Below are 19,719 nucleotides of genomic sequence, written 5' to 3'. Positions count from 1 at the left end.
GCCGACTGCTGCACGGATGCTTCGGATATCGTCGGCAACCAACGGGGCGCGTGGATCACGCTGGATGACGATCGTTCCTTCTCTTGTACGGAAAAGCTTCGACAGTGGGTGGGATCTGCGTTTCGTTGATCGGCATCTCAGGGCCGAAGTAGGTGCAACTGCCCACCGTTGCGTCGCCGGGCACGTTGTACTGAGGTGTGAGCTCCGCATCCCGGTAGAGCACGGCCGTGGGAGCGTCCCAGATATCGGCCATACCCTGGACGAGTTTCAATGACAGTGAGATCAGAGATTCATCGGCGAAGCCCCCTGGGTACGGCCAGATGAAGGTGCAAAGTAAGGAACCTGCTCCTGCCGTACCCCCGAATCCGATGAGAATTTCGATGTTTCCGTTGTCGGTGAACAACCTGAGTTGATGCCCGAATGAGAGTGGGTAAATCCCGCCTGCGGCATCAGGAGACTTTCTGCTCTCGATCATTGCGGCCTCGAGGAGGCCTTCTGCCTGAGGCGTGAGGATCCGCCCACCATTCAATGCCAGAGCCTGCTCGACCGTAACGCCGTCGGGAAGGTCATTCCTCACGGAGCGATACATGTCGACGTCAAAGACTGGGTCAAGCTTTCGAAGGAACTGCAGTGACCGCGCTGCCAGCACTGCGGTGACCGATTCGGCTTCCGGCGGCCCCTTCCGCGCCATGACTTTCACGGTCAACCCGGACGCCGGATCGCGACGTAAAGATGAAGCAGACAACGTCACTCCTGCTCGAAGACGATCGACCAATCGGAACAGTCTCTGGCGCTACACCGGGTAACCCAACGCCGCCCGCACCGCCACGATGTCGGCGGCATCGACCTCCATTGGCTTGTCCCCCAACCGAATCAACGTGCCAGTGGGCAGCTCCTCTACCACCGCAGATTGGGGGAGTTTGCTGCGATCGAACGTAACTCCTGAATGGAAGTATGTTTCCCATCCCACCTCCACCTCACCTTTCGACCGATTCTGAAGGTGCCGGTAGTCGCCGATGCTCCACCGAGCCCGAACTGCCCACGATCGCGTCGCCGGGTACCTTGCGCTGAGGCGATGATTCGGTCCGGTGGTAGAGCACGGTGACGCGAGAGTCCCAGATATCGGCCAGCCCCTGTACGACCCTGAACGCCAGCGCAATCAGCGATTCGTCGGCAATGGTGCAGGAAAACGAGTCGATGCGTGAGGTACCCCCCGAAACCGATCATGACCTCGAGATCCCTTTTGGTCAGACAAATTGATCATCTGCTCTTGGGAGACTGGATCCCAGACACGTGCCACGTGGGGCAAGACCGCACACAAATTTCTTAGACTGTCTCCAGTCTGGATATCCAAGGCGCAGGCTCTAGGCACCGAGTCCGACGTTGGTCCAGATATCAAGGTAAGTGGAGTAATCGACCAATTCAGGGGGTTCCGTCGATGACCACACAACACCCCTTGTCGATTCCTCACCAAAGTACAAGCAAAGATAACCGCCGCCGCCCGATCTGAATGTCGCGATGCAACGAGCCGGATCTGGGTATTCTTCAGGGGACAGCCCGTCCAGAATAGACCATTCAAAGCTGTCAATTCGAAACATATCTTCAAGAGGCAGTGGCCCGACAGTCTTACCGGCAATATAATACCAACCGTTGTGCAAATTTGAATAGAAATTCTTTAGACTGGGGGGGAATTTATTCCAATACCCTGGAAGTTCATCACCATCCACTACCGGTGGCGTACCCAAATAGTAGAGATCGGTCCCGTCTGCCATTTTAATTTTATATAGAAGAAAAAACCTATTTTCAGACCTGAGCAACCGAACATCGGATAGATTCTCTTTAATGTTTCTGTAAGTGTCGCCCAATATCGGTCGCCCAAATACATCCCATTGGTCCAATATCCCCGAAATTCGAGCTGCAAGGTCACCATTTAGTGCATCCAACCAATAATTCGGAAGCGCCGTACGTTCAAGTGGTGTCAAGTCGTCAATCTCCACAAGCACGGGCGAGTCGATATACCGCGAAATCTTGACCAGATCCACTACTGAACTCCATTCAATATACTAGATATCATTTGACGAATTTCCTCAGTAAGATGAGTTTCGATTTCGATCATAGCATCCCGGAATTCAGGGGAAACCGGGATTCCGCCCTTCACATAGCCCCACCAGTCTGCCCAACTCTTGGCGCCCTTTGACGTATTCGCAGTCGGGCTCAAACCCAGGAAGTTATCGACGTAGTTCAATACTTGAATTTGCTGCTCGAAGGTCAACTGCGTAAAACCAGGCATGTCGAATATGACCCTCATCGGTACGGTGTGATCCGCCTCGAGGACGTCGGGCAATGTGAGCCCGGGAAGAACCGGGTCCGGTCCGCCACCTTCGTGGTCAAGGTTAACTATGTCGCGGATCACATTTGTCGGCGTTTTTCGACGCAGCGACGCATACAATTGAGCTAAGTCAGCGGCCGTCAGCGGGTTGCCTTCGGAATCCAAGCGAGGATCCTCGGGTGCAGCCTCACCCGAATCAGATGACTGCTGCGGAGGTGATTCTGGACTTGTCTCGGCACCATCGGTGAGTGAATCTACGACTTCTTGCACCGCGTGAATGAAGTTCGACGCTAGTACCCGCTCGACGGATGAACGTTCGGTGGGATCTGGGCGGACCGTCGGATCGGCGATCGTGCTCGGGTCGGGATCAAAGGGGTCGAACTCCGGGGGTCCGGGCTGGGTCGGCGCACCGGGAGTCTCGGGATCGACCGGAATGTGGCCTGGGTTGACCGGATCGACGGCCGGTTGCTCGCCAGGTTCGGGAGCCGAAGGTTGTTCGGGGTCAACTAATCCAGGTGTGGTGGTGCCGGGGTCTACTGGTGGTTCGAAACCCGGATCCGACGGTGTTGCCGGATCGCCTGAATCCGGCTCGCTGGAGGGATCTTGCGGCTGGGTCGGATCGTGATCACCAGGCAGACGCGGTACAGGCCGCGGCGTGGGCCTCCGAGGCGGCGGCTTCGCGGCAGGTCCGGCCGGCCCGGGCTGGGTGTGGCCGGGAGTGTCCTGCTCATGCGCTGGGGGCAGTTTCACGAACGGAGAAAGGACAGTGCGAAGAAGTGCCTGATCCTGCGGAGAAAGCAGGGCTATAGCCTTCACAAGCACTTCGGCGAGATCTACTCCGGCCTCGAGCGCCCATTCCTCGAGGCTTTCCATGCGGCCGAACAGTTCCGAATCCCCCAGACCCACACCTGCAAGGATTTGCGCGAACAAAGCTGCGATTCCAGCGGTGAGCATGAGCCCGGCTTCGGCTGCACTGAAGATGCCGCCGATGATCGGAATTCCTGCCAATTCTGCTTGCGGTGTGTCGGTTTCGTTCGGTGTAGCGGGCGCTGGGTCGATGGATGGGGATGTCCCGGCACCTGGTCCGTCCCCGCCGATGTCCTCGGCCGGCGACTGCTGCGGGATCTGCTCCGGCACTTGCGCCGGAGCCTGCTCAGGGACTTGCGCCGGTGCCTGCTCAGGGACTTGTGGTTCGGGCTCGACCGCGGGTGGGACTGGTGGTTGAGTGGGTTTCGGTTTCTGGACTGGTGGATTGGGGGCCTTGTGGCCTTCGACCTGCGGTGTCTCGTTCCAATGTGGACCGTCATCTGAGCGGGTGCCGTCGTCCTCACCGGAGATTTTGGTCGGGCGCGCCGGAGCAGAGGATTTCTTGCCGCTCTGTGTGCGATCCTGCGGGTCCGCCAAAATCGGATACAGCACGTTCTCGATACCCGTGGTGTCGACGACCTGCACGAGTTGCCCGTCCCGGATCTCGTAATGCGTCGGGATGGGTGTGCCGTTGGCGTCGTACGCCCACGGGGCATCGATTGTCGAGACCGGATTCCCGTCGGCGTCGAAGACGGTGACCGTGCCATCGGGGTTGACACTCATGTGACCGCCGGGCGGCACCGTCACCGGAATCACGGATTCGTGCGACGACGTTTCGTCGTGGATCAGGAAGAAGAACCGGCTTCCGCCGGTGATCGGATCGAACACCCGCAACGAGGACTGCCCGCCAGGTGCGTACGCAGTCAACGGCGACGCGACAGTCCCGACCGCCTGGGAGAGTACTGATTCGGGCGTGCGGGGGCTGAAAGGTCCCGGCCGCCCGCGCACTCCGATACCCGCAGCGGTGAACGCTGCAGCGCCGATCAGGGCGAGTTCGAGATACCGGTCACGGCCCGAGTCCTCCCCGGCGGTGGAAACATCTGTTGCCGGGTCCGGAACCGTTTGGGCCGGTGCGATATTCGAATCCGAATCCGCGGGGATCGGTCCGGGACCACGATCGGTGGTGGTTCCCTCACCCGGGGTGGGTGTGGGTGAGGGAACCGCTGATGCCGATGCATTGGGGAATGCACCGACACCAGTTTCCGAGGCCGGGGACTCGGAAGCAATGGGCGGAACCTCGATCGTCGGAACCGGGACGATGGGGGTGCCGTTGTAGGTGGGAAAGTTCGTCGGAGCATTGGCCCCGACATTCGGGCCACCGCCTGGAGCCTGCGCACCGGGGAGCCCGACAGTGGTCGTCGGCGCAGCTGTCGACGTCGTGGACGGCGCACTCAGGCACGGGTTGATGATCTCTGGCGGGATGGGCGCACCAGGTGGCAGCGACGCAATGAGATTCAGGTAGATCTGATGATCACGTGCCCGCACCGCCGCGCAGTCTTCTTCCGGCGTCGCGTTCGCCGGAGCGGCGGAGAGTGCGATTCCCGCACCGATCGCTCCGGCCGCTCCGGCCGCTCCGGTCAACAGCGCCCCAGCGGCAAGCACTCCCGCGAGAGTCCGGCGAAGTCGTCTACCGGACTTCACCGGTGCGCACCACGATTGTCACTCTTCTTCGTTCGGAGTAGCGCGATGAGTTTGTCTGCGCCCCAGAAGAACAACCGTCCGGAGATCGACATCCACAAGAAGAACGCCAGGTAAACCAGGATCGTCCCGTAGTCGTTCGCCCAGCCGGCAAGCTTCCCGATCACCGCGAATGCCGCGATCAGCAACCCCAGTCCAACTGCCGTAGCGATCACAGCCTTGGAGAGTGGACTGAGTTCACTGTCCGGATCCCAGTCATCAACGTCTGCAACGTCTTTGCTGTCGACGGCAGCGGGTTCCGGTTGGACACTGCGACGTTCGGCGTTGTTGACGGTCATGGATGGAACTCCAAATAGGAAGGGGGAGCGGGGACAACGGGTCGCCGGCGTTCGGCCTGGTATCAGTTCCAGTACTGCTCCGTCAGCACTATGTGCCCCTCACTGGCGGGGTGATTCGGGTCGGAGACAAAGACATTGGCATGCCCACCACGCGCGGCTGCTTCACCGAGCACAGCTCCTTCGAGGGCGTCGACCTTGCCATCGGTAACAGTTATCGCGGAACCAGGCGCCAACCAGACCCCCCTCAGCGAACCTGGAACGATGTTCGCAATCGCATCAGGAATCGGGCTCGCCGCCAGCGCCGCCGTTTCGGCGTTCGAAAGCGAAAGTCCGATCCGGCCATGTTCCGGTTGCACGATCGGAGTTGCAGCAGATGCCACGCCGGCGCCGAGAACACCGATCAGGGCAATACCTGCGGTGAGGGTTCCGGCAGTGGCCAAGGTACGAATCTTCATGATTTCTCCTTTGTGAGCATGATGAGTAACCACCCCGGGACGGGACGGATCGGGAATAGTCGCCAGCAGCGCTGACGACGGCTGCGTGGGTTAGAGCCAGGTGGGATCGGAGTACACGAACAACGTGTTGTCGGACGTCGCCGTCGACACCGAGAGTTGTGCGTACGAGCGGATCGTCACCGGCCCCATGCACGCATCAACCTTCACGTGCACGTTCTCTGCCGTGATCGACGCCTTCGACGACTCGAGATCCTTCTTCCCCAACGGAATCGTCGTGATCGTGCCCGGCGCAATCGTCGACTGAATACTCGGATTCACCGACGCATTCACACCCACGTTCGCCGACGGGACACCCGAAATACTCACACCGACAGACGGGCCGAGCGAAAAGCCAAGCCCCAAGCCAAGTCCGGAGGAGACATCGATCTGGCAGCCGATCTGCAATCCCTGCTCGACATATCCGGTCTTCACTGCCGAATCGCCCTGACCACCGATCGTGCCGGTCACCTTCGCCGACACGAACCCCTCACGGGTGAACGCCGTCGTAGCCAGATTCGGCACCGGGTTCGCCGACAGTTTTGTGGCCGCAAGATCCAACGACCAACCGTCATCGGTGACCGTGCTCGCGAATTTGTCCGCCAACGCCGTCGGCGTTGCCGATGCACTCCCTGCGAAGACCACACCAGACGACAGCGCGGCAACCGCACACGCCGCGAGCCCTACCGCGACCCTCGATCGACGATGGGATAGGCCGTTTTGCGATTCGAGCGACATGAACTGCTCCTCCACGTGACACAGCAACCAGAGCGGTAGCCGACAACTAACTGAATTAGTTACCGGACGGTACCAATCGTCCCGTTTGCCCGCCAGCGCGCCATCTCCCCCATCCTGGATTTAGGGTGAACTTTCGGTAACAGATATATATCGACAGGCTTATCAGCAGCGAAAAGGACTTAGGTCCCACTATGAGCAAGGTCACCGTTTACGAACGAGAAGATCCCTCAGAAACAGTGCGGCAAATCGAATTGAATCCGCATTTCGCGGGCCTCAGAGCAGTTGAAGGCCGAAAGTGCGGGTACCAGGCCGGTGCGCGTACTTGAACATGAAACTAACAGGCATTACTTGGCAATCAATCGTGAAGTACGGCGCCCGAGCGGGGCCTGGGAGCGCAACTCTGCACGGTAGACGCGGAAATACGCACTTCGTGGTCGGCGCGAAATCGTAGAACCCACTGGCATCGCATCGTTAGCTTGTCAATCACTGATTCGCGCAGACGACGCACACAAGTAGTACGCAAGTACGAGAAAAGGCTCTGACCAAGACCGCAGTCCTTGATCAGAGCCCTACCAACTCGGGGTCGAAAGTTATGCCGGTTCTCTCATGATGCCGATATGCCGTGCAGTCCCGGACACCCCAGGAACCTCTTGCACCGGAGACCAGGTGTTCAGCCCGTCCGTGCTGTCGGAGTAGAGATACTTTCCTTCGGTATAGGCGTCGAGATAGATCCGCCAGTCGCCGCTCGGCAACTGAACCACGGCCGGACCTTCGACAAGCGAACCCCAATTCCCGGGCGGGACAAACGAATAAGGTCCCGTCACCGAAGGAGCGACCGCATGCTCGACGACCTTCTTCGTCTCGTTCTTGGTAAACGCATGATAGGTCGATCCGACTTTGACCACGGTGGTGTCGATGTGGTCCGCACCGATCCCGGCGAGCGGAACAGGCGGGCTCCACAACCGGAGCGACGGTTCCAACGCCGTCATCAGATACGGCACAAATCCTCCACCGGTCGACATCGACAGGATGACGTTGACGCGATCGCCGTCCACAAACCATTCAGGCGCCCAGGCCTTGGTGACGAATGGTGACAGCGACGGTCCGTCGCTGAATCCGGCCGAACCCGAGAAGCCCGGGGGGCTCGCAGAACCGGTGCCATCTCCCGTGCCAGGCATCAAGGCGCAGCAAAACGGAACCGGATAGTTCCCCAGCGGCGTCCAGTTGATGCGGTCGCTGCTGCGTGCGAACCCGATATTCGCCCCACCACCCGTCGTGTAGGTGAGGTAGTACAACCCGTCCGTGTTCCGGAAGATGCTCGGATCACGCACGAGCCCAGACGGCGGCCTGTACGCCGACTGCTGGACGAGCTGAAAGCCGGTGCCGTCGACCGACTCGTAGACATCCATGTCACGGTCGCTGGCATTGCTGAACGCCACCATTGTGTATTTCCAGTCAGGCGGCGGCGCGGCGCTGCTGGCAGGGGCTGCGACCAGCAACCCCGCGACGACGAGGATCACCAGCGATACAACAGAAAGGCCGGTCCGTTTTGTCGGAATCACCGATGAAGTATGTATGACAGCAGGCCCACTATGGGTAACTTCGGTCGGAGGCAGAGCAGGATCGTTACCTAAGGCGATTCGTCTTGTAGTGACGGCGGGACGCCGGCAAGGTCGGCCGTTAGCATCACGCCATGGAACTTGGGGTGCATTTCGCGCTGTCAGACAGCGTGGCAGCGGAACTTCTGGACGCGCGCGGCGACGACGACAAACTCGGCGCTGTGGTCGAGGACATCGAGGAGACGGGCCGATCCGAGTTCTCGTGCGACACGGACAAGGCGTGGGATCCGATCCTGTGCGCCCTCTCCAGCACGGGGTACGAGCGCGTGTCCGAGAACTGGCCGGCCTACGGCGTGATCTTGGGGGACGAAGACCTCAACACCGACACCGACGACCAACTCGTCACCTACCTGGCACCCGATCGGGTCGCCGAAGTCTCCTCGTACCTGGCGGAAGTCACCGAATCCGAGTTCGGCGTGCGCTACGACGCGATGCCACTCGACGACCGCAACCCGGAGTACGGTTCCGACGAGCGCGGGTACGCCTGGGGCTGGCTTCAGGAAGTGGCGGACTTTTTCCAGCGCGCGGCCCGCGAGCGTCGCCACGTGGTATTCACCGTGCGGTTCTGACAGTCGAGAGCCCACTGCCGAAGCAGCGCGCCCTCGAAGAATGAAAGACCGCTTTTACAGTGGCGCTCAACTGCGGAGAACCCTCTGCGCGGGTTCTTGCTCTGACAATTCCTGTGCCGCAGCGTTTCTGGGTGACCGCGTACGTGCCCTTCTCGCAGTTAGACCGGGCAGTAACGGAACCGTAACGACAGCCCGCGCACTTCTCCGGCATTCACGATCTTGACCAGCAGTTTCACTGAAACAGTTTATTCTTCAACAGATTTCCAGTAGTGAGCTGCATCTCAAACCAACCCAATGGATTGCTCATTGTTTGCGACATGTCGTTGACTGTTACCGGAAGAATCAGACAAAGTGGCCCGTGGAGGCGCCAACACGAGTGGGCCACCGACGAGGGAGAAGCCGAATGACGCACCTACGCAAGATGATTACCGCGGCCGCATTGATACCTGCCGGTATCGCAGCCATCGCACTCAGCGGCGCGGGCGCCGCATCAGCTGTTACTCCGATCGCCGACAACGGGCGCATCGGCGTGCAACTGAACCAAGGGGAGACGGCATTGTTCGGCCAGCTCAATGCCGGCGCTGCGATCGAAAGCATCACTAACTCCAACCAGATCGGCGTGCGCCTCGCACCAGGATCGCGCTTCGAGAGCGGCCCCAACGTCGTCTGGGGACGTCTCGACCAGTTCGCCAACGAAGCAGCCTCCCGTGGTGGAGAAATTTCTCTCGGCGTACTCAACCCGGCGAGGGGTTCACAGCAGTTCTTCTTCATTCAGAACTGGTAATACGCTCCGCCGTCGAATTGATGCTTCACTCTTCCTCCGGCGGGGCGGAGCATTTTTCGTTTCCCGTGGCAATGTTCGTCGCCGAGTGTTGAACAGGCGACGTTATCCCGGACGACTTTTGCGAGGACTGCAAACGGGCACCGATGCGTGCGGGAAATTCCCTGTGCCGCTGCGTAATAACGCATCCACAACCGACCCGTGAGGCGAACGAATGAGCTGGACTCGAAAAGAGATAGCGAACATCGTGACCGCCACCGCGGTCGGGCTGGTCGTCGTCCTGGTGGCCGGGGTCAATCTCGCCGCCTCCGTGGTGAAACGGGTGCTGCCGTCATATGAAGCGGTCGCCGAAACCAGCCAGCGATTGACCGACACGGATATGCAGTTCCCGGATATCGACTGCACGCCAGTCGAATGGCGCGGCGACATCACCCGTCAGAAGAGGTATGCGGAAGGGGTGGTGGCCTGCCTGGACGAGATGTGGAGCCCCGCTGTCGACAGAGAACTCAGAGGCGGCAACCTCGTGACACCTCACGTCGACATGCGCCTCGAAGGCGACGATGCACCCATCCTCTGCGGAGAAGGCGCAGACGTCTACGGGATCAGTTTCTACTGCCCCAGAAACCAGACCATCCGCATCTGGACGTACGACAGTTTCAACGAACTCGACCTCGTCAGAGTCGCCACCCACGAATACGGACATCACCTTCAGGAGGCGATGGGGATCGAATCGCAGCTGTCGTCATTGGCCGCGCAGGAAAACGATCACCGCGAGGTGATGTTGATGACCAAACGCCTGGAAGCTCAAGCTGAATGCCTGTCCGGCGTCAGCGCGAATCACATCCTGCCCTACCTCGCCGAACTGTCCGTACAAGAAGACGACATCAACATCCCTGGCGAAGACCCCGAAGACACCCACCCGAGTCAGGCCAACAACAGAATGTGGTTCAACCGAGGAATGCAGGAGGGACTCAGCTCCTGCGACGCGTGGAACGCACCGGAATCAGAGATTCGATGAATGCGTAACGCCGCCTGAGTCCTTTTTTGGGGGCATGGCTAGTCATTCATTTCGGACGGAACTGGGGCGGTGGAGTGGTTGCGAGATTGCGGGAAGTCCCCGACAAGAGTGATCCGCGATTCTCCGACATTTTCAACGACCTACTCGCCCACGAGTACCTCCCCGACGAGGTCAAAGATCTGCTGCGTTCTGCCAATGCAGCTTCGTTCGCTTCTGCGGTCGACTGCACCGGAACTCGACGGGTACTCGACGGGTACTCGACGCCAGAGCCTGCTCGACTGCGCCGTTTCCGGGCAAAAACTACCCAACGAGCGATACATGCCGCCGTCAAAGGCCGGATCGAGCCCTCGATGGAACTGGCAGCGATGTTGCTCGACACCGACGCGGACCTCGTCGACGACGATCTTGGCGCGATCGGACACGAAAGGGCCCTCACCTGTATGAACAAGTGCGGGGCATCTGCGGAAGCGGAGGGAATTTGAACCCTAATCGACCCTCAGGTCAGAGGCTCGATTCCGCTCCTACCTGCATAAACACGACACTGCAACTCACTTAGGTTCACCCCGTTTCGTGGGCAAGTGTGGGCAGGCTAGCTAAGTGGGGTGCCCATGTTGAACTCCTCAAAGTTCAGGAACATCCGCTCGATACCCTCGATCGCCTTGAAACCACCAAGGGCGTAGAACTCGCGTACTTTCGGATGATCAATGGGGTCAGTCACGAAGAACACACCACCAATCAAACGGACAGCTTCGTAGGCGGTCACGTAAGCGTCAGCCAGCAGCTCGATACCAAACCCAGAGCCCCGCAGTTGCTGGTTGAGCGCCAACTTGCCAAGGAGCACACCCGGAGCCGTCATATCGGGGTAGTGGCGTGGTCGAAGCTTCTTGAAAAATGGCTCATCGTCGTCTGCTTCAGCGACCGTAGTCTGAAGCAATGTGAAGTAGGCGAGGACAATGTCGTCATCATCGACCCAGACATGCGTCCGCGATCGTCCGAGAGCTTGATCCTTTAACGCCTGCTTATCCAGCCACCGATCGAGCGACGGCACCCCACAATCGAGGTAGCACGTTCGATGGTCGTCAGTAAGAGGCGTGGCTGCAAACGCCACCGGCGCTACTTGCCAGAAGCCTTGGCGCGACGCTCTACGGCTGCCCGGAAGGAAGTTGACGGCGTTGCCGCGGTCGTGCGCATCTGCTGAATCTGCCCACGCCGGACCTTTGTGACGTCGGCGGAGGGAGTCTTACGTGCAGTAGCAGCCATGCAACGAGAATACACGCGCGCGGAAGGCGTTGACGGGTTGTGACGAAGACGTGCCGCAGAAGAGTTTGGCACCCCTCCAATGTGGACTGCCAGGTAGTCCATGTTTGTATCCCTCCCAGTTGTTTCCGTCACGGGGGAATTGACCACCTGGTGTGGTCCTTGGCGTTCGGTGATCGGCGTCTGGTGTCAGCGACATGCAGCAGGTCGGACCGGTCGCAGTCGCGGACTACGGCGGGCGAATGAGAAAATCGGGAGCTTCTGCCCCGGGATCGCCCCTGATCAGCATCGGTTTCCGGCCATACGCAAAAATTTTGACTACCGGGCAGTCATGCTTTGGGGGCACTTCGATATTCTCAGGAGTCGGCTCCGGGTGCGATGAAGAGTGGTCGATAGCTCCGCGCACCCTCCGAATGGTCATAGCGACTCCAACCGAGTGACGCCCAGAACTCGTCAGCGTCCTCGCTGAACGCGACGAGCGTGCGATCTGGCTGGATCTCGGCGACGGCCAGCACGACCTCGGTAGCGATCCCCTTCCTCCGATACGGCGAGGCGACTTCGATGAATTGAATCTCAAGCGCCTTTTCTCCGAGCGAAGGAGTGTTCTCGTAGTGGCCGAAGCTCACACTGTTGTCCAGTTGCATTCGTGCGACCTCGACACCGTCTTGCTGAAATTCGAGGCACCATGGGTCGGAGATCTGGTGCCAGCTTCTAAACGACCACCAATGCGGTGTGAAGCCCGCATCGTCTCCGAATGGCCGCCAGTTGTATTTGTTGTCGCGACTGGTTCGTCGCTTCTCAATGAGCTGCAGGGGCATCGCTTCAGGATCGCAGAACACCCCGCGCTGTCCTGGCTGCGGGGTGTTCTGGTGGCGCTGGGCCGCAATCGGAGTTACTGATCCTGCCAGGCCTATTCGCGGTCCATCCGTTCCGCGCTCGGCCGGTTTAGGAGTTCGGCCGCGGTGGGGTTGACGCCAAATCTGCGAAGGTCAGTGGAACCAGGCGCCTCTTCGGCGAGGTTCTTGCCGTCGTCGCCCTGGCTGTGTGCGATCTCTGAAATCGGATCGCGTCACTGGGCAGGGAGGCGAGGACTTCGCCGAGTGCGCTGTCGTTGCTGAACAGGTGATCCAGTGGTCTCGGCGTGACGGTGGGATCTTGCCGGCCCTGATGGTGGCGGTGACCTTGCCCTCGACCTGGCGGCGCGCGACTGCTGCGATGAGGTCGCGGCCCTTCTGCGCTTCGGCCTACAGGTGAGTCAGCGACTCGGGGTCGATCGCCGCCAGGCCGGCCTTCTTGGCTGCGGGAACCGGGTCGCCGGCGTCAACCTTGGCCAGGTCCTCGACCACTGCCAGGATGGCAGTGGTCGGCGGGGTAGGTATCGATGGGCAGGTCGAGTAGCGCGAGCAGCGTGGTGCCCTGTTCGTTGTCGAATTCGATGGCAGTCATGATGTCCTCTCGGGTCAGCCGGCCAGGGCGGTGATCTTCTTGGCGGCGTAGGGCTTGTCGACGGCAAACGCCGGTACGGCGAAGGCCTGCACCCACGTCGATCGGGTGGCTTTGTCGTCCCAGACTTCGACGGTCAGCGGGTGCTCGAATCCAACGGTGCTGACCGGACTGGACGGTCCCCGTGCCGGCTGTGACGCGAGGGTTGGAGAACAGTCCGACCCCTGCGCTTTTGAGCATGTCGTCGAGGTTGTCGCCGTAGGCCACGCGCAGCGCATGAGCCTGGTTGGTCTGCACGATCAACAGGCCATGCTTGATGCCGAGCTCTTGCAAGTCCGAGGCAAGCTGTGCGGCCGATAGGTCGGCGGTCAGGCGGCTGGCCGAGGGGGTGATGTCGTCGAGCGGGCTCACGGTGACCAGGTTGGTCCAATTGTGTCCGGTCACGATGTTGTCATCGATGACGAGCGCCACGACCATGGCCATTGCGACCACGTCGAGTTTGCGGGCGATGGTGTTCGACAGTTGCGTGACCTGCTGATCGAGGTAGGACACATCGTTGCGGCTGATCTGCTCCGAAGTGATCTGGAACTTGCCGCCGTAGTCCTCGACGGTGGCGAGCTTCTGTTCGGGGTCGGCGCCTTCGACGACCTTATATTCCGAACCGGGCGAACGTCGTTCGATGTCGGAGGTGAAAAAGTCCGAGGCCTTGATCACTGAGTAGAGCATTCCGCCGTCTTCGACCCGGGCGCCGAGGTTGTGGAAAACTTCGGCAACAGGATCTGTCGTCAAGCGAGCTTGGCGATCCTATTCCGGATGCTGGTCGGCTGCTTGAGAGCGGTGTCGACGGTGAGGCGCCGGCCGGACAGTTCCGGGATGAGTGGAGAGGTCATGATCTGTCAATCCTGTTAATTAGAGGGAGATTTCGGGGACACCTGATGCGGCACCGATGAGGGCGTAGCCGACTGCCACGCCGCTGGTCTTGGTGACGGCCTTGCCGGCGGTACCGACCTCAACTTGCCGATCATCAGCAGCGGTCCGTAGCGTCCCGCCCGCTCGATGACTCGCCAGAGATCGGAGTACGTCAGCGCACAGGACACCTCACGCGATTCTGCAGGGTCCGAGAGTAATTCGGGTAGCTCGACGCCTGATTTTATTGTCTGCACCGATCACGGTGGTGGCGATGTGACGGCCATTGGATTGGTCATCCCTTTCGGTTCGTAGAGCGCCCCAGCTCGGGAGTGAGCTGGGGCTCTTGCGTTTCCTGGTGTCGGTGCAGCGGCACCAGGAAGATTGAGATAGAGCAGGGACTGGTAGTTTTCGAGGAAGTCAGGTTGGTTGCGTCAGAACGGATCAGCGATCTCGATGGCACGCGTGAGATCGGCCAGCACCTTGCGGGCTTCGACGATGCCCATGAGGGCCTCAGTGTCATCGCCGACCGTGATGACGCTCGACGGCACAAGGTCCTGGGCATCGAGCCACATCCCAACAATGAGCGGCGTCGACTCGTCGAGGTCGCGGCGTTCACCGTTCTTGCCCAGGCTCGCCTGCGTGTAGCCCTGCCAGAGGTGCTCACCCATGCTGCACGGATGCGGTGCGCATCCGTTGTCGCACCAGGACCGGGAGAAAAAGAACGCCCCACCTGCGTAAACAGGTGGGACGTTTCTGCGGAAGCGGAGGGATTTGAACCCCCGGTGGGTTTAACGCCACGCTCGCTTTCAAGGCGAGTGCATTCGGCCGCTCTGCCACGCTTCCGTGGGCGATCCTATCGGGTGTTCCCACGGACCGCGAAAACGGCTCCGGCCTCAGCGCTCGCCAATGGCTTTGTCGACCTTCTCGAAGACGTCTGCCAGCACGTCCAGTTCCTGGGGAGTCAGCAGATCGACCAGATTGTTCCGCACTCCGGCCACGTGAGTAGGCGCTGCCTCGGCGAGACGACGCCTACCCTCTTCCGTGATCCGCGCGAGCACCCCGCGACCGTCTTCGACGCAGGTGTCTCGCACGACGATGCCCTGGGATTCCATCCGCCTGATCTGGTGTGTGAGGCGACTCCGCGAAGACAGCACGCCGTCTGCCAGGTCACTCATCCGCAACGACCCGTCAGCTGACTCCGAGAGCATGACCAGAATGCGGTAATCGGCCAAGGACAGGTCGTGCGAATCCTGTAGTTCGCGGTTGAGAACCTCCATGAGGCGCTGATTACCGTCCATGTAACCGCGCCATGCACGCATCTCGCATGGCGTCAGCCACGGTGTCTCACCGTGCGCCGCCTGCGATGTCTCCTCGGTTGTCGCTTCAGCTGTCACAGGTTCCAAGTTTAGACCTGTGTCCGCCCGTCACAGTAAGACTCACCCTAAAGTCACGAATTGGACATGAGGATCGAGGAATCGATTTCGGCGACCGATGCCAGCCCCGCCAGCCCCATGGTGAGATCCAGGTCTGCCAGGAGACTGCGCAATGCATGACGCACTCCGTCCGCTCCGGCCAATCCCAACCCGTACACCCACGGTCGCCCATACAGCACTGCGTCGGCACCCAAGGCCAGAGCCTTGATTACGTCTGCGCCACAACGAATTCCGGAGTCCATCAGGATGTCCACCTCATGCCCCACCGCATCAGCGACGGGACCGAGAGCGTCGAGTGCCGAAATCGACCCGTCGACCTGACGCCCACCATGGTTGCTCACGACAATGCCGTTGGCGCCGGCCGCGACGGCCTCACGTGCGTCGTCGGGATGGACAATTCCCTTCACCGCGATCGGAAGTGTCGTCCACTGGCGAAGTTTCGCGATATCCGCGATCCGCACCGCGTGATTGCCGAACAACGACACCCACGTCAGAACCGCGATCTGCAGGGCTTCTGCACTCTCCTCGGGAGGCGTGGCCAGTTTTGCGCGGAACACCGGATCCGACAGATAGTTGGCAATACCCTTCGCCTGCAGGAACGGGAGGTGACCGAGTTCGAGATCCCTTGGACGCCAACCCATACCGGGAGTGTCGGCAGTCAGGACGATTGCCTTCGCACCCGCCGTCTCCGCCCGACGGACAAACGACTCGGCAAGCTCGTCGTCGGCCGGCCAGTACAGCTGGTACCACCAGTTCTCGCCCGAGGCCGCCGCTACGTCTTCGATGGTCGAGGACGCCGCCGTCGAGAGAATCGATCCGATCCCCAACTCGGCAGTGACCGAACCGACCGCAACCTCGGCGTCGTCGTGGACCAAGCCGAGCACTCCCACCGGAGCCGTCAGAATCGGTGCGGCCAACCGCGTCCCCAACACCTCGACGCTCAGATCGCGCGCGTCGGGCGCCGCAGTCCCCCGCAACATCCGCGGCACGATCGCATGCTTGTCGAACGCCCGCAGATTCGACACCGCGGTCCGTTCGGTCGACGCGCTACCGGCGATGTACCCGAAAGCCTCTGGTGAGAGTTGCTCGCGCGCGGCATCTTCCAAGCCCGCCGCAGTCATCGGCAAAGCCGGCTTCGCGCCGCTCAGTCCCGTCAGATAGATCTCGTTCTGCATGTTCCCGAAGTAAGTCACGTCCGCGACGGTAGCGGCAAAACACCCGTCAGCGGGGAGATTCGCTAGCGTCGTATCCATGTACGCCATAACGATCGATCAGCCCGGCGGTCCCGAGGTCATGAAATGGGCGCAGCAGCCCGATCCCGAACTGCCTCGCGGGCACGTACTCGTCGAGGTCGCCGCGACCGCCGTCAACCGCGCCGACCTGCTCCAACGCCAAGGCTTCTACCCGCCGCCGCCCGGCGCGAGTGACATCCTCGGCCTCGAATGCTCGGGCGTGATCGTCGAACTCGGCGAAGACGTCACCGGTTGGTCCGTCGGCGACGAAGTCTGCGCACTGCTGGCCGGCGGCGGTTACGCCGAGAAGGTTGCGGTCCCGGCAACACAACTTCTCCCGGTTCCCGCGGGCGTCGATCTCCGAGTCGCAGCGTCACTGCCGGAAGTTGCGTGCACGGTGTGGTCCAACGTCGTGATGCGCGGCGGCCTACGACGCGGACAGGTCCTCCTCGTCCATGGCGGTGGCGGCGGAATCGGCACCCACGCCATCCAGGTCGGCAAAGCCCTCGGCGCCCGCGTCGCAGTTACCGCGGGTTTGGAGGACAAATTGAACCGCTGCCGCGAATTGGGCGCGGATATTCTCATCAACTATCGCGACAGCGACTTCGTAGCATCACTCGCCGAAGCCACCGACAACCACGGCGCCGACGTGGTTCTGGACAACATGGGAGCGTCGTACCTCGGACGCAACGTCGACGCACTCGCCATGGACGGCCACGTCGTGATCATCGGAATGCAGGGTGGCCGCAAGGGCGAAGTCGACATCGCCAAGCTGATGGGAAAGCGCGGAAACATCACGTCGACGGGCCTACGCGGGCGTCCGCTCACCGGCCCCGGAGGTAAAGCGGACATCGTCGCCGACGTCCGTGCGAAGTTGTGGCCGTTGATCGCCGACGGATCGGTTCAACCGATCGTGTCGACCGAACTTCCGATCACCGAGGCACCATTAGCCCATCAATTGCTGGATTCGCCGGAAACCGTAGGCAAGGTCATCCTCACCGTCACGTGAGCCGAGCGGGGTCGATCAGCCCAGGGCGCCGAGTTCGGCGACCAGCTGATTGATCTCGTACCGAGTCGTGTACGGCGCGAGGCCGACGGTGACGGCACCGCCTTCGTCGTTGACACCGAGTGCGTCGAGCAGCCTGGAACCACCGTGCGTGCCGCTGACCGTCGCGATGCGCTTGTCGGCCAGGTGCGCCGCGACCTTGTCTGCCGCCATCCCCTCGAGCGTGAAGCTGAGCGTCGGCACCCGCGTGGGTGCGCCGCCGATCACCATCACGTTGGGCAGGGCTGCGAGAGAACGCATGAGGTGATCGAACAGTCCGTCCTGGTAGTCCTGCAACGAGCTGATCGAGGTTTCGAGGCGCTCACGCCTGGTTCCCGTTGCCGATTCGTCCAAGCCCGCGAGGAAATCGATCGACGACGTGAGACCGGACAGCAGCGCGAACTGATGACCGCCCACCTCGAGTCGCTCGGCGCCACGTGCATACGGATTGAGCGACACGGCCGGAATTCGGTCGAGCAGTCCGGGATCACGGAAGACGAGCGCGCCCACCTGCGGACCGCCCCACGACGGTGCACTGACGGCAACGATGTCCGCTCCGAGATCAGCCATGTTCACATGCGCATATGGCGCTGCACCGACGGCATCGACCACCATCAGCCCACCGAACTCGTGCAGACGATCAGCTGCGGCACGGACGTTCGGAGCCGAACCGACGATCGGCGACGCGGCCGTCAGGGCCACCAAGCGAGTAGTCGAGGTGATGAGATCGTTGAACTGCCAACTCGGGAGCTCGCACGTTTCGATTTCGACTTCGGCCCATCGCACCTGAGCGCCGTAACGACTGGCCACACGGAGCCAGGGCGCGACGTTCGCCTCTTCGTCGAGGCGCGAGAGCACCAGACCGGTTCCGAGGCCCAACCGCGAACTCAGCGACTCGGCGAGCCAAGCCAACAACACCGCTCGGTCTGATCCGAGAACGACTCCCGCAGGGTCTCCGCCGACCAGATCGGCGACAGCGGTGCGCGCACTCTCGAGGATGGCAGCACTACGACGGTTCGAGACGTGGCGACCGGAAGAAGAAGATGCAGAGGCACGGAACGCGGTGGAGACCGTCCGCGAGACGGCGTCCGGGATCTGCATTCCGGCCTGCGGATCGAGGTGGATCCAGCCGTCACCGAGTGAGGGAATCAACCCCCGTACGCGGGCAACGTCGTAAGCCATGCTCGACACTCTAGGTGCAGACGCCCGCTTAGTCGAAGGCAGTCACCCAATTACCCGTCAGTACAGTTATTCCATAGCTAACTTTTTGGGGGTTACGCGGCGTTTGTCGCCCACACACGACAAGATGGAAGCATGACGAACCCCGACAAAGAGCAGGTACTCGTTATCGGACCCGACGGTCGACCCGTCGCGATGCCGGCGGCCGAGGCAGAAGCCGCCACCTCCGGCACCACCGAAGGCGCGGAAACAGAAGCCGAGTCCGTCGCCGAGATGGTCGAGCAGCCGGCGAAGGTCATGCGAATCGGCACGATGATCAAACAACTCTTGGAAGAAGTGCGCGCCGCGCCGCTCGACGACGCCAGCCGCAAGCGCCTCAAGGACATCCACACCTCGTCCATCCGAGAACTGGAACAAGGCCTGGCACCCGAACTCCGTGAAGAACTCGAGCGACTGAGCCTCCCGTTCACCGACGACTCCATTCCCTCCGACGCCGAACTGCGAATCGCGCAGGCCCAACTCGTCGGCTGGCTCGAAGGACTGTTCCACGGAATTCAAACCGCACTGTTCGCCCAGCAGATGGCAGCGCGCGCTCAGCTCGAACAAATGCGTCAAGGCGCACTCCCTCCCGGCATGAGCATCGGGGCTCCGCATTCGCCTGCGCATCCAGACCAACAGAGCCCGGGAACCGGCCAGTATCTGTAACGAGCAGCGCTGCGTCCCCAGCTGAAGTCTTCACGGTGTTGCGCCCCGGTAGGCTCGGTGCTCGTGCCCGACTCCGCGAACTGAGCGGATTCAATCCCGGCGACGCCGAACCGGGGAGCCCGCCCAAC

21 protein-coding genes, 1 tRNA gene and 2 pseudogenes are annotated in these 19,719 nt (G+C 61.1%); 6 read left to right on the top strand and 18 right to left on the bottom strand.

The window, feature by feature from the left end; all coding sequences use genetic code 11:
* Nucleotides 1–55 precede the first annotated feature (55 nt).
* The 8 genes and pseudogenes from G8767_RS22245 to G8767_RS22210 all read right to left on the bottom strand — a co-directional run bounded on the left by G8767_RS22245 (nucleotide 56) and on the right by G8767_RS22210 (nucleotide 7,843).
* A complete protein-coding gene (locus tag G8767_RS22245; RefSeq protein ID WP_232508997.1) occupies nucleotides 56–745 on the bottom strand; it encodes a hypothetical protein in 690 nt (229 codons plus the stop codon).
* Nucleotides 746–793: 48 nt separating this feature from the next.
* A pseudogene (locus G8767_RS22240) lies at nucleotides 794–1,033 on the bottom strand (hypothetical protein); the annotation flags it as partial.
* A 331-nt stretch (nucleotides 1,034–1,364) separates the two neighbouring features.
* Entirely contained in the window at nucleotides 1,365–2,042 is a 678-nt protein-coding gene (locus tag G8767_RS22235; protein ID WP_065455076.1) for an SMI1/KNR4 family protein, read from the bottom strand.
* Nucleotides 2,042–4,837 carry a hypothetical protein gene (locus tag G8767_RS35900; RefSeq protein ID WP_346843019.1) on the bottom strand — a complete coding sequence of 932 codons (2,796 nt, stop codon included), beginning with the start codon at nucleotides 4,835–4,837 and terminating at the stop codon, nucleotides 2,042–2,044. The genes G8767_RS22235 and G8767_RS35900 overlap by 1 nt, the downstream gene beginning before the upstream one ends.
* The gene (locus tag G8767_RS22225; RefSeq protein ID WP_133728303.1) at nucleotides 4,834–5,172 is read right to left on the bottom strand and encodes a hypothetical protein; all 339 of its coding nucleotides are present in this window, start codon (nucleotides 5,170–5,172) and stop codon (nucleotides 4,834–4,836) included. The genes G8767_RS35900 and G8767_RS22225 overlap by 4 nt, the downstream gene beginning before the upstream one ends.
* Nucleotides 5,173–5,234: 62 nt before the next feature.
* Nucleotides 5,235–5,627, bottom strand: a complete 393-nt coding sequence (locus tag G8767_RS22220) for a hypothetical protein (protein WP_029254241.1) — start codon at nucleotides 5,625–5,627, stop codon at nucleotides 5,235–5,237.
* A 90-nt stretch (nucleotides 5,628–5,717) separates the two neighbouring features.
* Complete coding sequence (locus tag G8767_RS22215) at nucleotides 5,718–6,401, bottom strand: MspA family porin (protein WP_166811793.1); 684 nt, start codon at nucleotides 6,399–6,401, stop codon at nucleotides 5,718–5,720.
* A 590-nt stretch (nucleotides 6,402–6,991) separates the two neighbouring features.
* Nucleotides 6,992–7,843, bottom strand: coding sequence for an arabinofuranosidase (locus G8767_RS22210; RefSeq protein WP_240952597.1), 852 nt, complete (start codon nucleotides 7,841–7,843; stop codon nucleotides 6,992–6,994).
* Nucleotides 7,844–8,094: 251 nt separating this feature from the next.
* Between G8767_RS22210 and G8767_RS22205 the strand changes: the two genes are divergently transcribed.
* From G8767_RS22205 to G8767_RS22190, 4 genes are all read left to right on the top strand, one after another.
* Complete coding sequence (locus G8767_RS22205) at nucleotides 8,095–8,589, top strand: DUF1877 family protein (RefSeq protein ID WP_030535796.1); 495 nt, start codon at nucleotides 8,095–8,097, stop codon at nucleotides 8,587–8,589.
* Between the two features lie 403 nt (nucleotides 8,590–8,992).
* Nucleotides 8,993–9,373 (top strand): hypothetical protein, encoded by a 381-nt coding sequence (locus G8767_RS22200; RefSeq protein ID WP_019746448.1) that lies wholly within the window; start codon nucleotides 8,993–8,995, stop codon nucleotides 9,371–9,373.
* A gap of 211 nt (nucleotides 9,374–9,584) precedes the next feature.
* Entirely contained in the window at nucleotides 9,585–10,388 is an 804-nt protein-coding gene (locus G8767_RS22195; protein WP_166811791.1) for a neutral zinc metallopeptidase, read from the top strand.
* Between the two features lie 74 nt (nucleotides 10,389–10,462).
* Complete coding sequence (locus G8767_RS22190) at nucleotides 10,463–10,870, top strand: hypothetical protein (RefSeq protein ID WP_166811789.1); 408 nt, start codon at nucleotides 10,463–10,465, stop codon at nucleotides 10,868–10,870.
* A gap of 107 nt (nucleotides 10,871–10,977) precedes the next feature.
* Here G8767_RS22190 and G8767_RS22185 read toward each other — a convergent pair whose 3' ends face one another.
* The 9 genes and pseudogenes from G8767_RS22185 to G8767_RS22150 all read right to left on the bottom strand — a co-directional run bounded on the left by G8767_RS22185 (nucleotide 10,978) and on the right by G8767_RS22150 (nucleotide 16,683).
* Nucleotides 10,978–11,496 carry a hypothetical protein gene (locus tag G8767_RS22185; RefSeq protein ID WP_166811787.1) on the bottom strand — a complete coding sequence of 173 codons (519 nt, stop codon included), beginning with the start codon at nucleotides 11,494–11,496 and terminating at the stop codon, nucleotides 10,978–10,980.
* Between the two features lie 5 nt (nucleotides 11,497–11,501).
* A complete protein-coding gene (locus tag G8767_RS22180; protein WP_166811785.1) occupies nucleotides 11,502–11,648 on the bottom strand; it encodes a hypothetical protein in 147 nt (48 codons plus the stop codon).
* A gap of 353 nt (nucleotides 11,649–12,001) precedes the next feature.
* Nucleotides 12,002–12,289 (bottom strand): GNAT family N-acetyltransferase, encoded by a 288-nt coding sequence (locus G8767_RS22175; protein ID WP_166811783.1) that lies wholly within the window; start codon nucleotides 12,287–12,289, stop codon nucleotides 12,002–12,004.
* A gap of 676 nt (nucleotides 12,290–12,965) precedes the next feature.
* Nucleotides 12,966–13,877, bottom strand: coding sequence for a major capsid protein (locus tag G8767_RS22170; protein WP_240952576.1), 912 nt, complete (start codon nucleotides 13,875–13,877; stop codon nucleotides 12,966–12,968).
* 120 nt (nucleotides 13,878–13,997) lie between these two features.
* A pseudogene (locus G8767_RS35895) lies at nucleotides 13,998–14,105 on the bottom strand (DUF2190 domain-containing protein); the annotation flags it as partial.
* A gap of 323 nt (nucleotides 14,106–14,428) precedes the next feature.
* Entirely contained in the window at nucleotides 14,429–14,665 is a 237-nt protein-coding gene (locus G8767_RS22165) for a hypothetical protein (RefSeq protein WP_166811781.1), read from the bottom strand.
* Nucleotides 14,666–14,753: 88 nt separating this feature from the next.
* Nucleotides 14,754–14,840: transfer RNA gene (locus G8767_RS22160), tRNA-Ser, on the bottom strand.
* Between the two features lie 50 nt (nucleotides 14,841–14,890).
* Entirely contained in the window at nucleotides 14,891–15,316 is a 426-nt protein-coding gene (locus G8767_RS22155) for a MarR family transcriptional regulator (protein ID WP_020968140.1), read from the bottom strand.
* Nucleotides 15,317–15,444: 128 nt separating this feature from the next.
* Nucleotides 15,445–16,683: an alpha-hydroxy-acid oxidizing protein gene (locus tag G8767_RS22150; RefSeq protein WP_054825478.1), complete on the bottom strand. Its 1,239-nt coding sequence runs from the start codon at nucleotides 16,681–16,683 to the stop codon at nucleotides 15,445–15,447.
* On the opposite strand from G8767_RS22150, the gene G8767_RS22145 reads away from it, so the two are divergent.
* Entirely contained in the window at nucleotides 16,682–17,671 is a 990-nt protein-coding gene (locus G8767_RS22145) for an NAD(P)H-quinone oxidoreductase (RefSeq protein ID WP_166811779.1), read from the top strand. The two genes, G8767_RS22150 and G8767_RS22145, sit on opposite strands and share 2 nt — an antisense overlap.
* A 15-nt stretch (nucleotides 17,672–17,686) precedes the next feature.
* Here the strand turns inward: G8767_RS22145 and G8767_RS22140 are convergent, their stop codons facing one another.
* Nucleotides 17,687–18,889: a cysteine desulfurase-like protein gene (locus tag G8767_RS22140; protein ID WP_124566822.1), complete on the bottom strand. Its 1,203-nt coding sequence runs from the start codon at nucleotides 18,887–18,889 to the stop codon at nucleotides 17,687–17,689.
* Between the two features lie 132 nt (nucleotides 18,890–19,021).
* Here G8767_RS22140 and G8767_RS22135 point away from each other — a divergent pair, with 132 nt between their 5' ends.
* Entirely contained in the window at nucleotides 19,022–19,591 is a 570-nt protein-coding gene (locus tag G8767_RS22135; RefSeq protein ID WP_021342495.1) for a bacterial proteasome activator family protein, read from the top strand.
* Nucleotides 19,592–19,719: the final 128 nt, after the last annotated feature.

The organism is Rhodococcus sp. IC4_135, from assembly GCF_011602025.1.
Taxonomy (GTDB): domain Bacteria; phylum Actinomycetota; class Actinomycetes; order Mycobacteriales; family Mycobacteriaceae; genus Rhodococcus_F; species Rhodococcus_F baikonurensis.
This window is presented reverse-complemented; position numbering and strand designations above follow the sequence as displayed.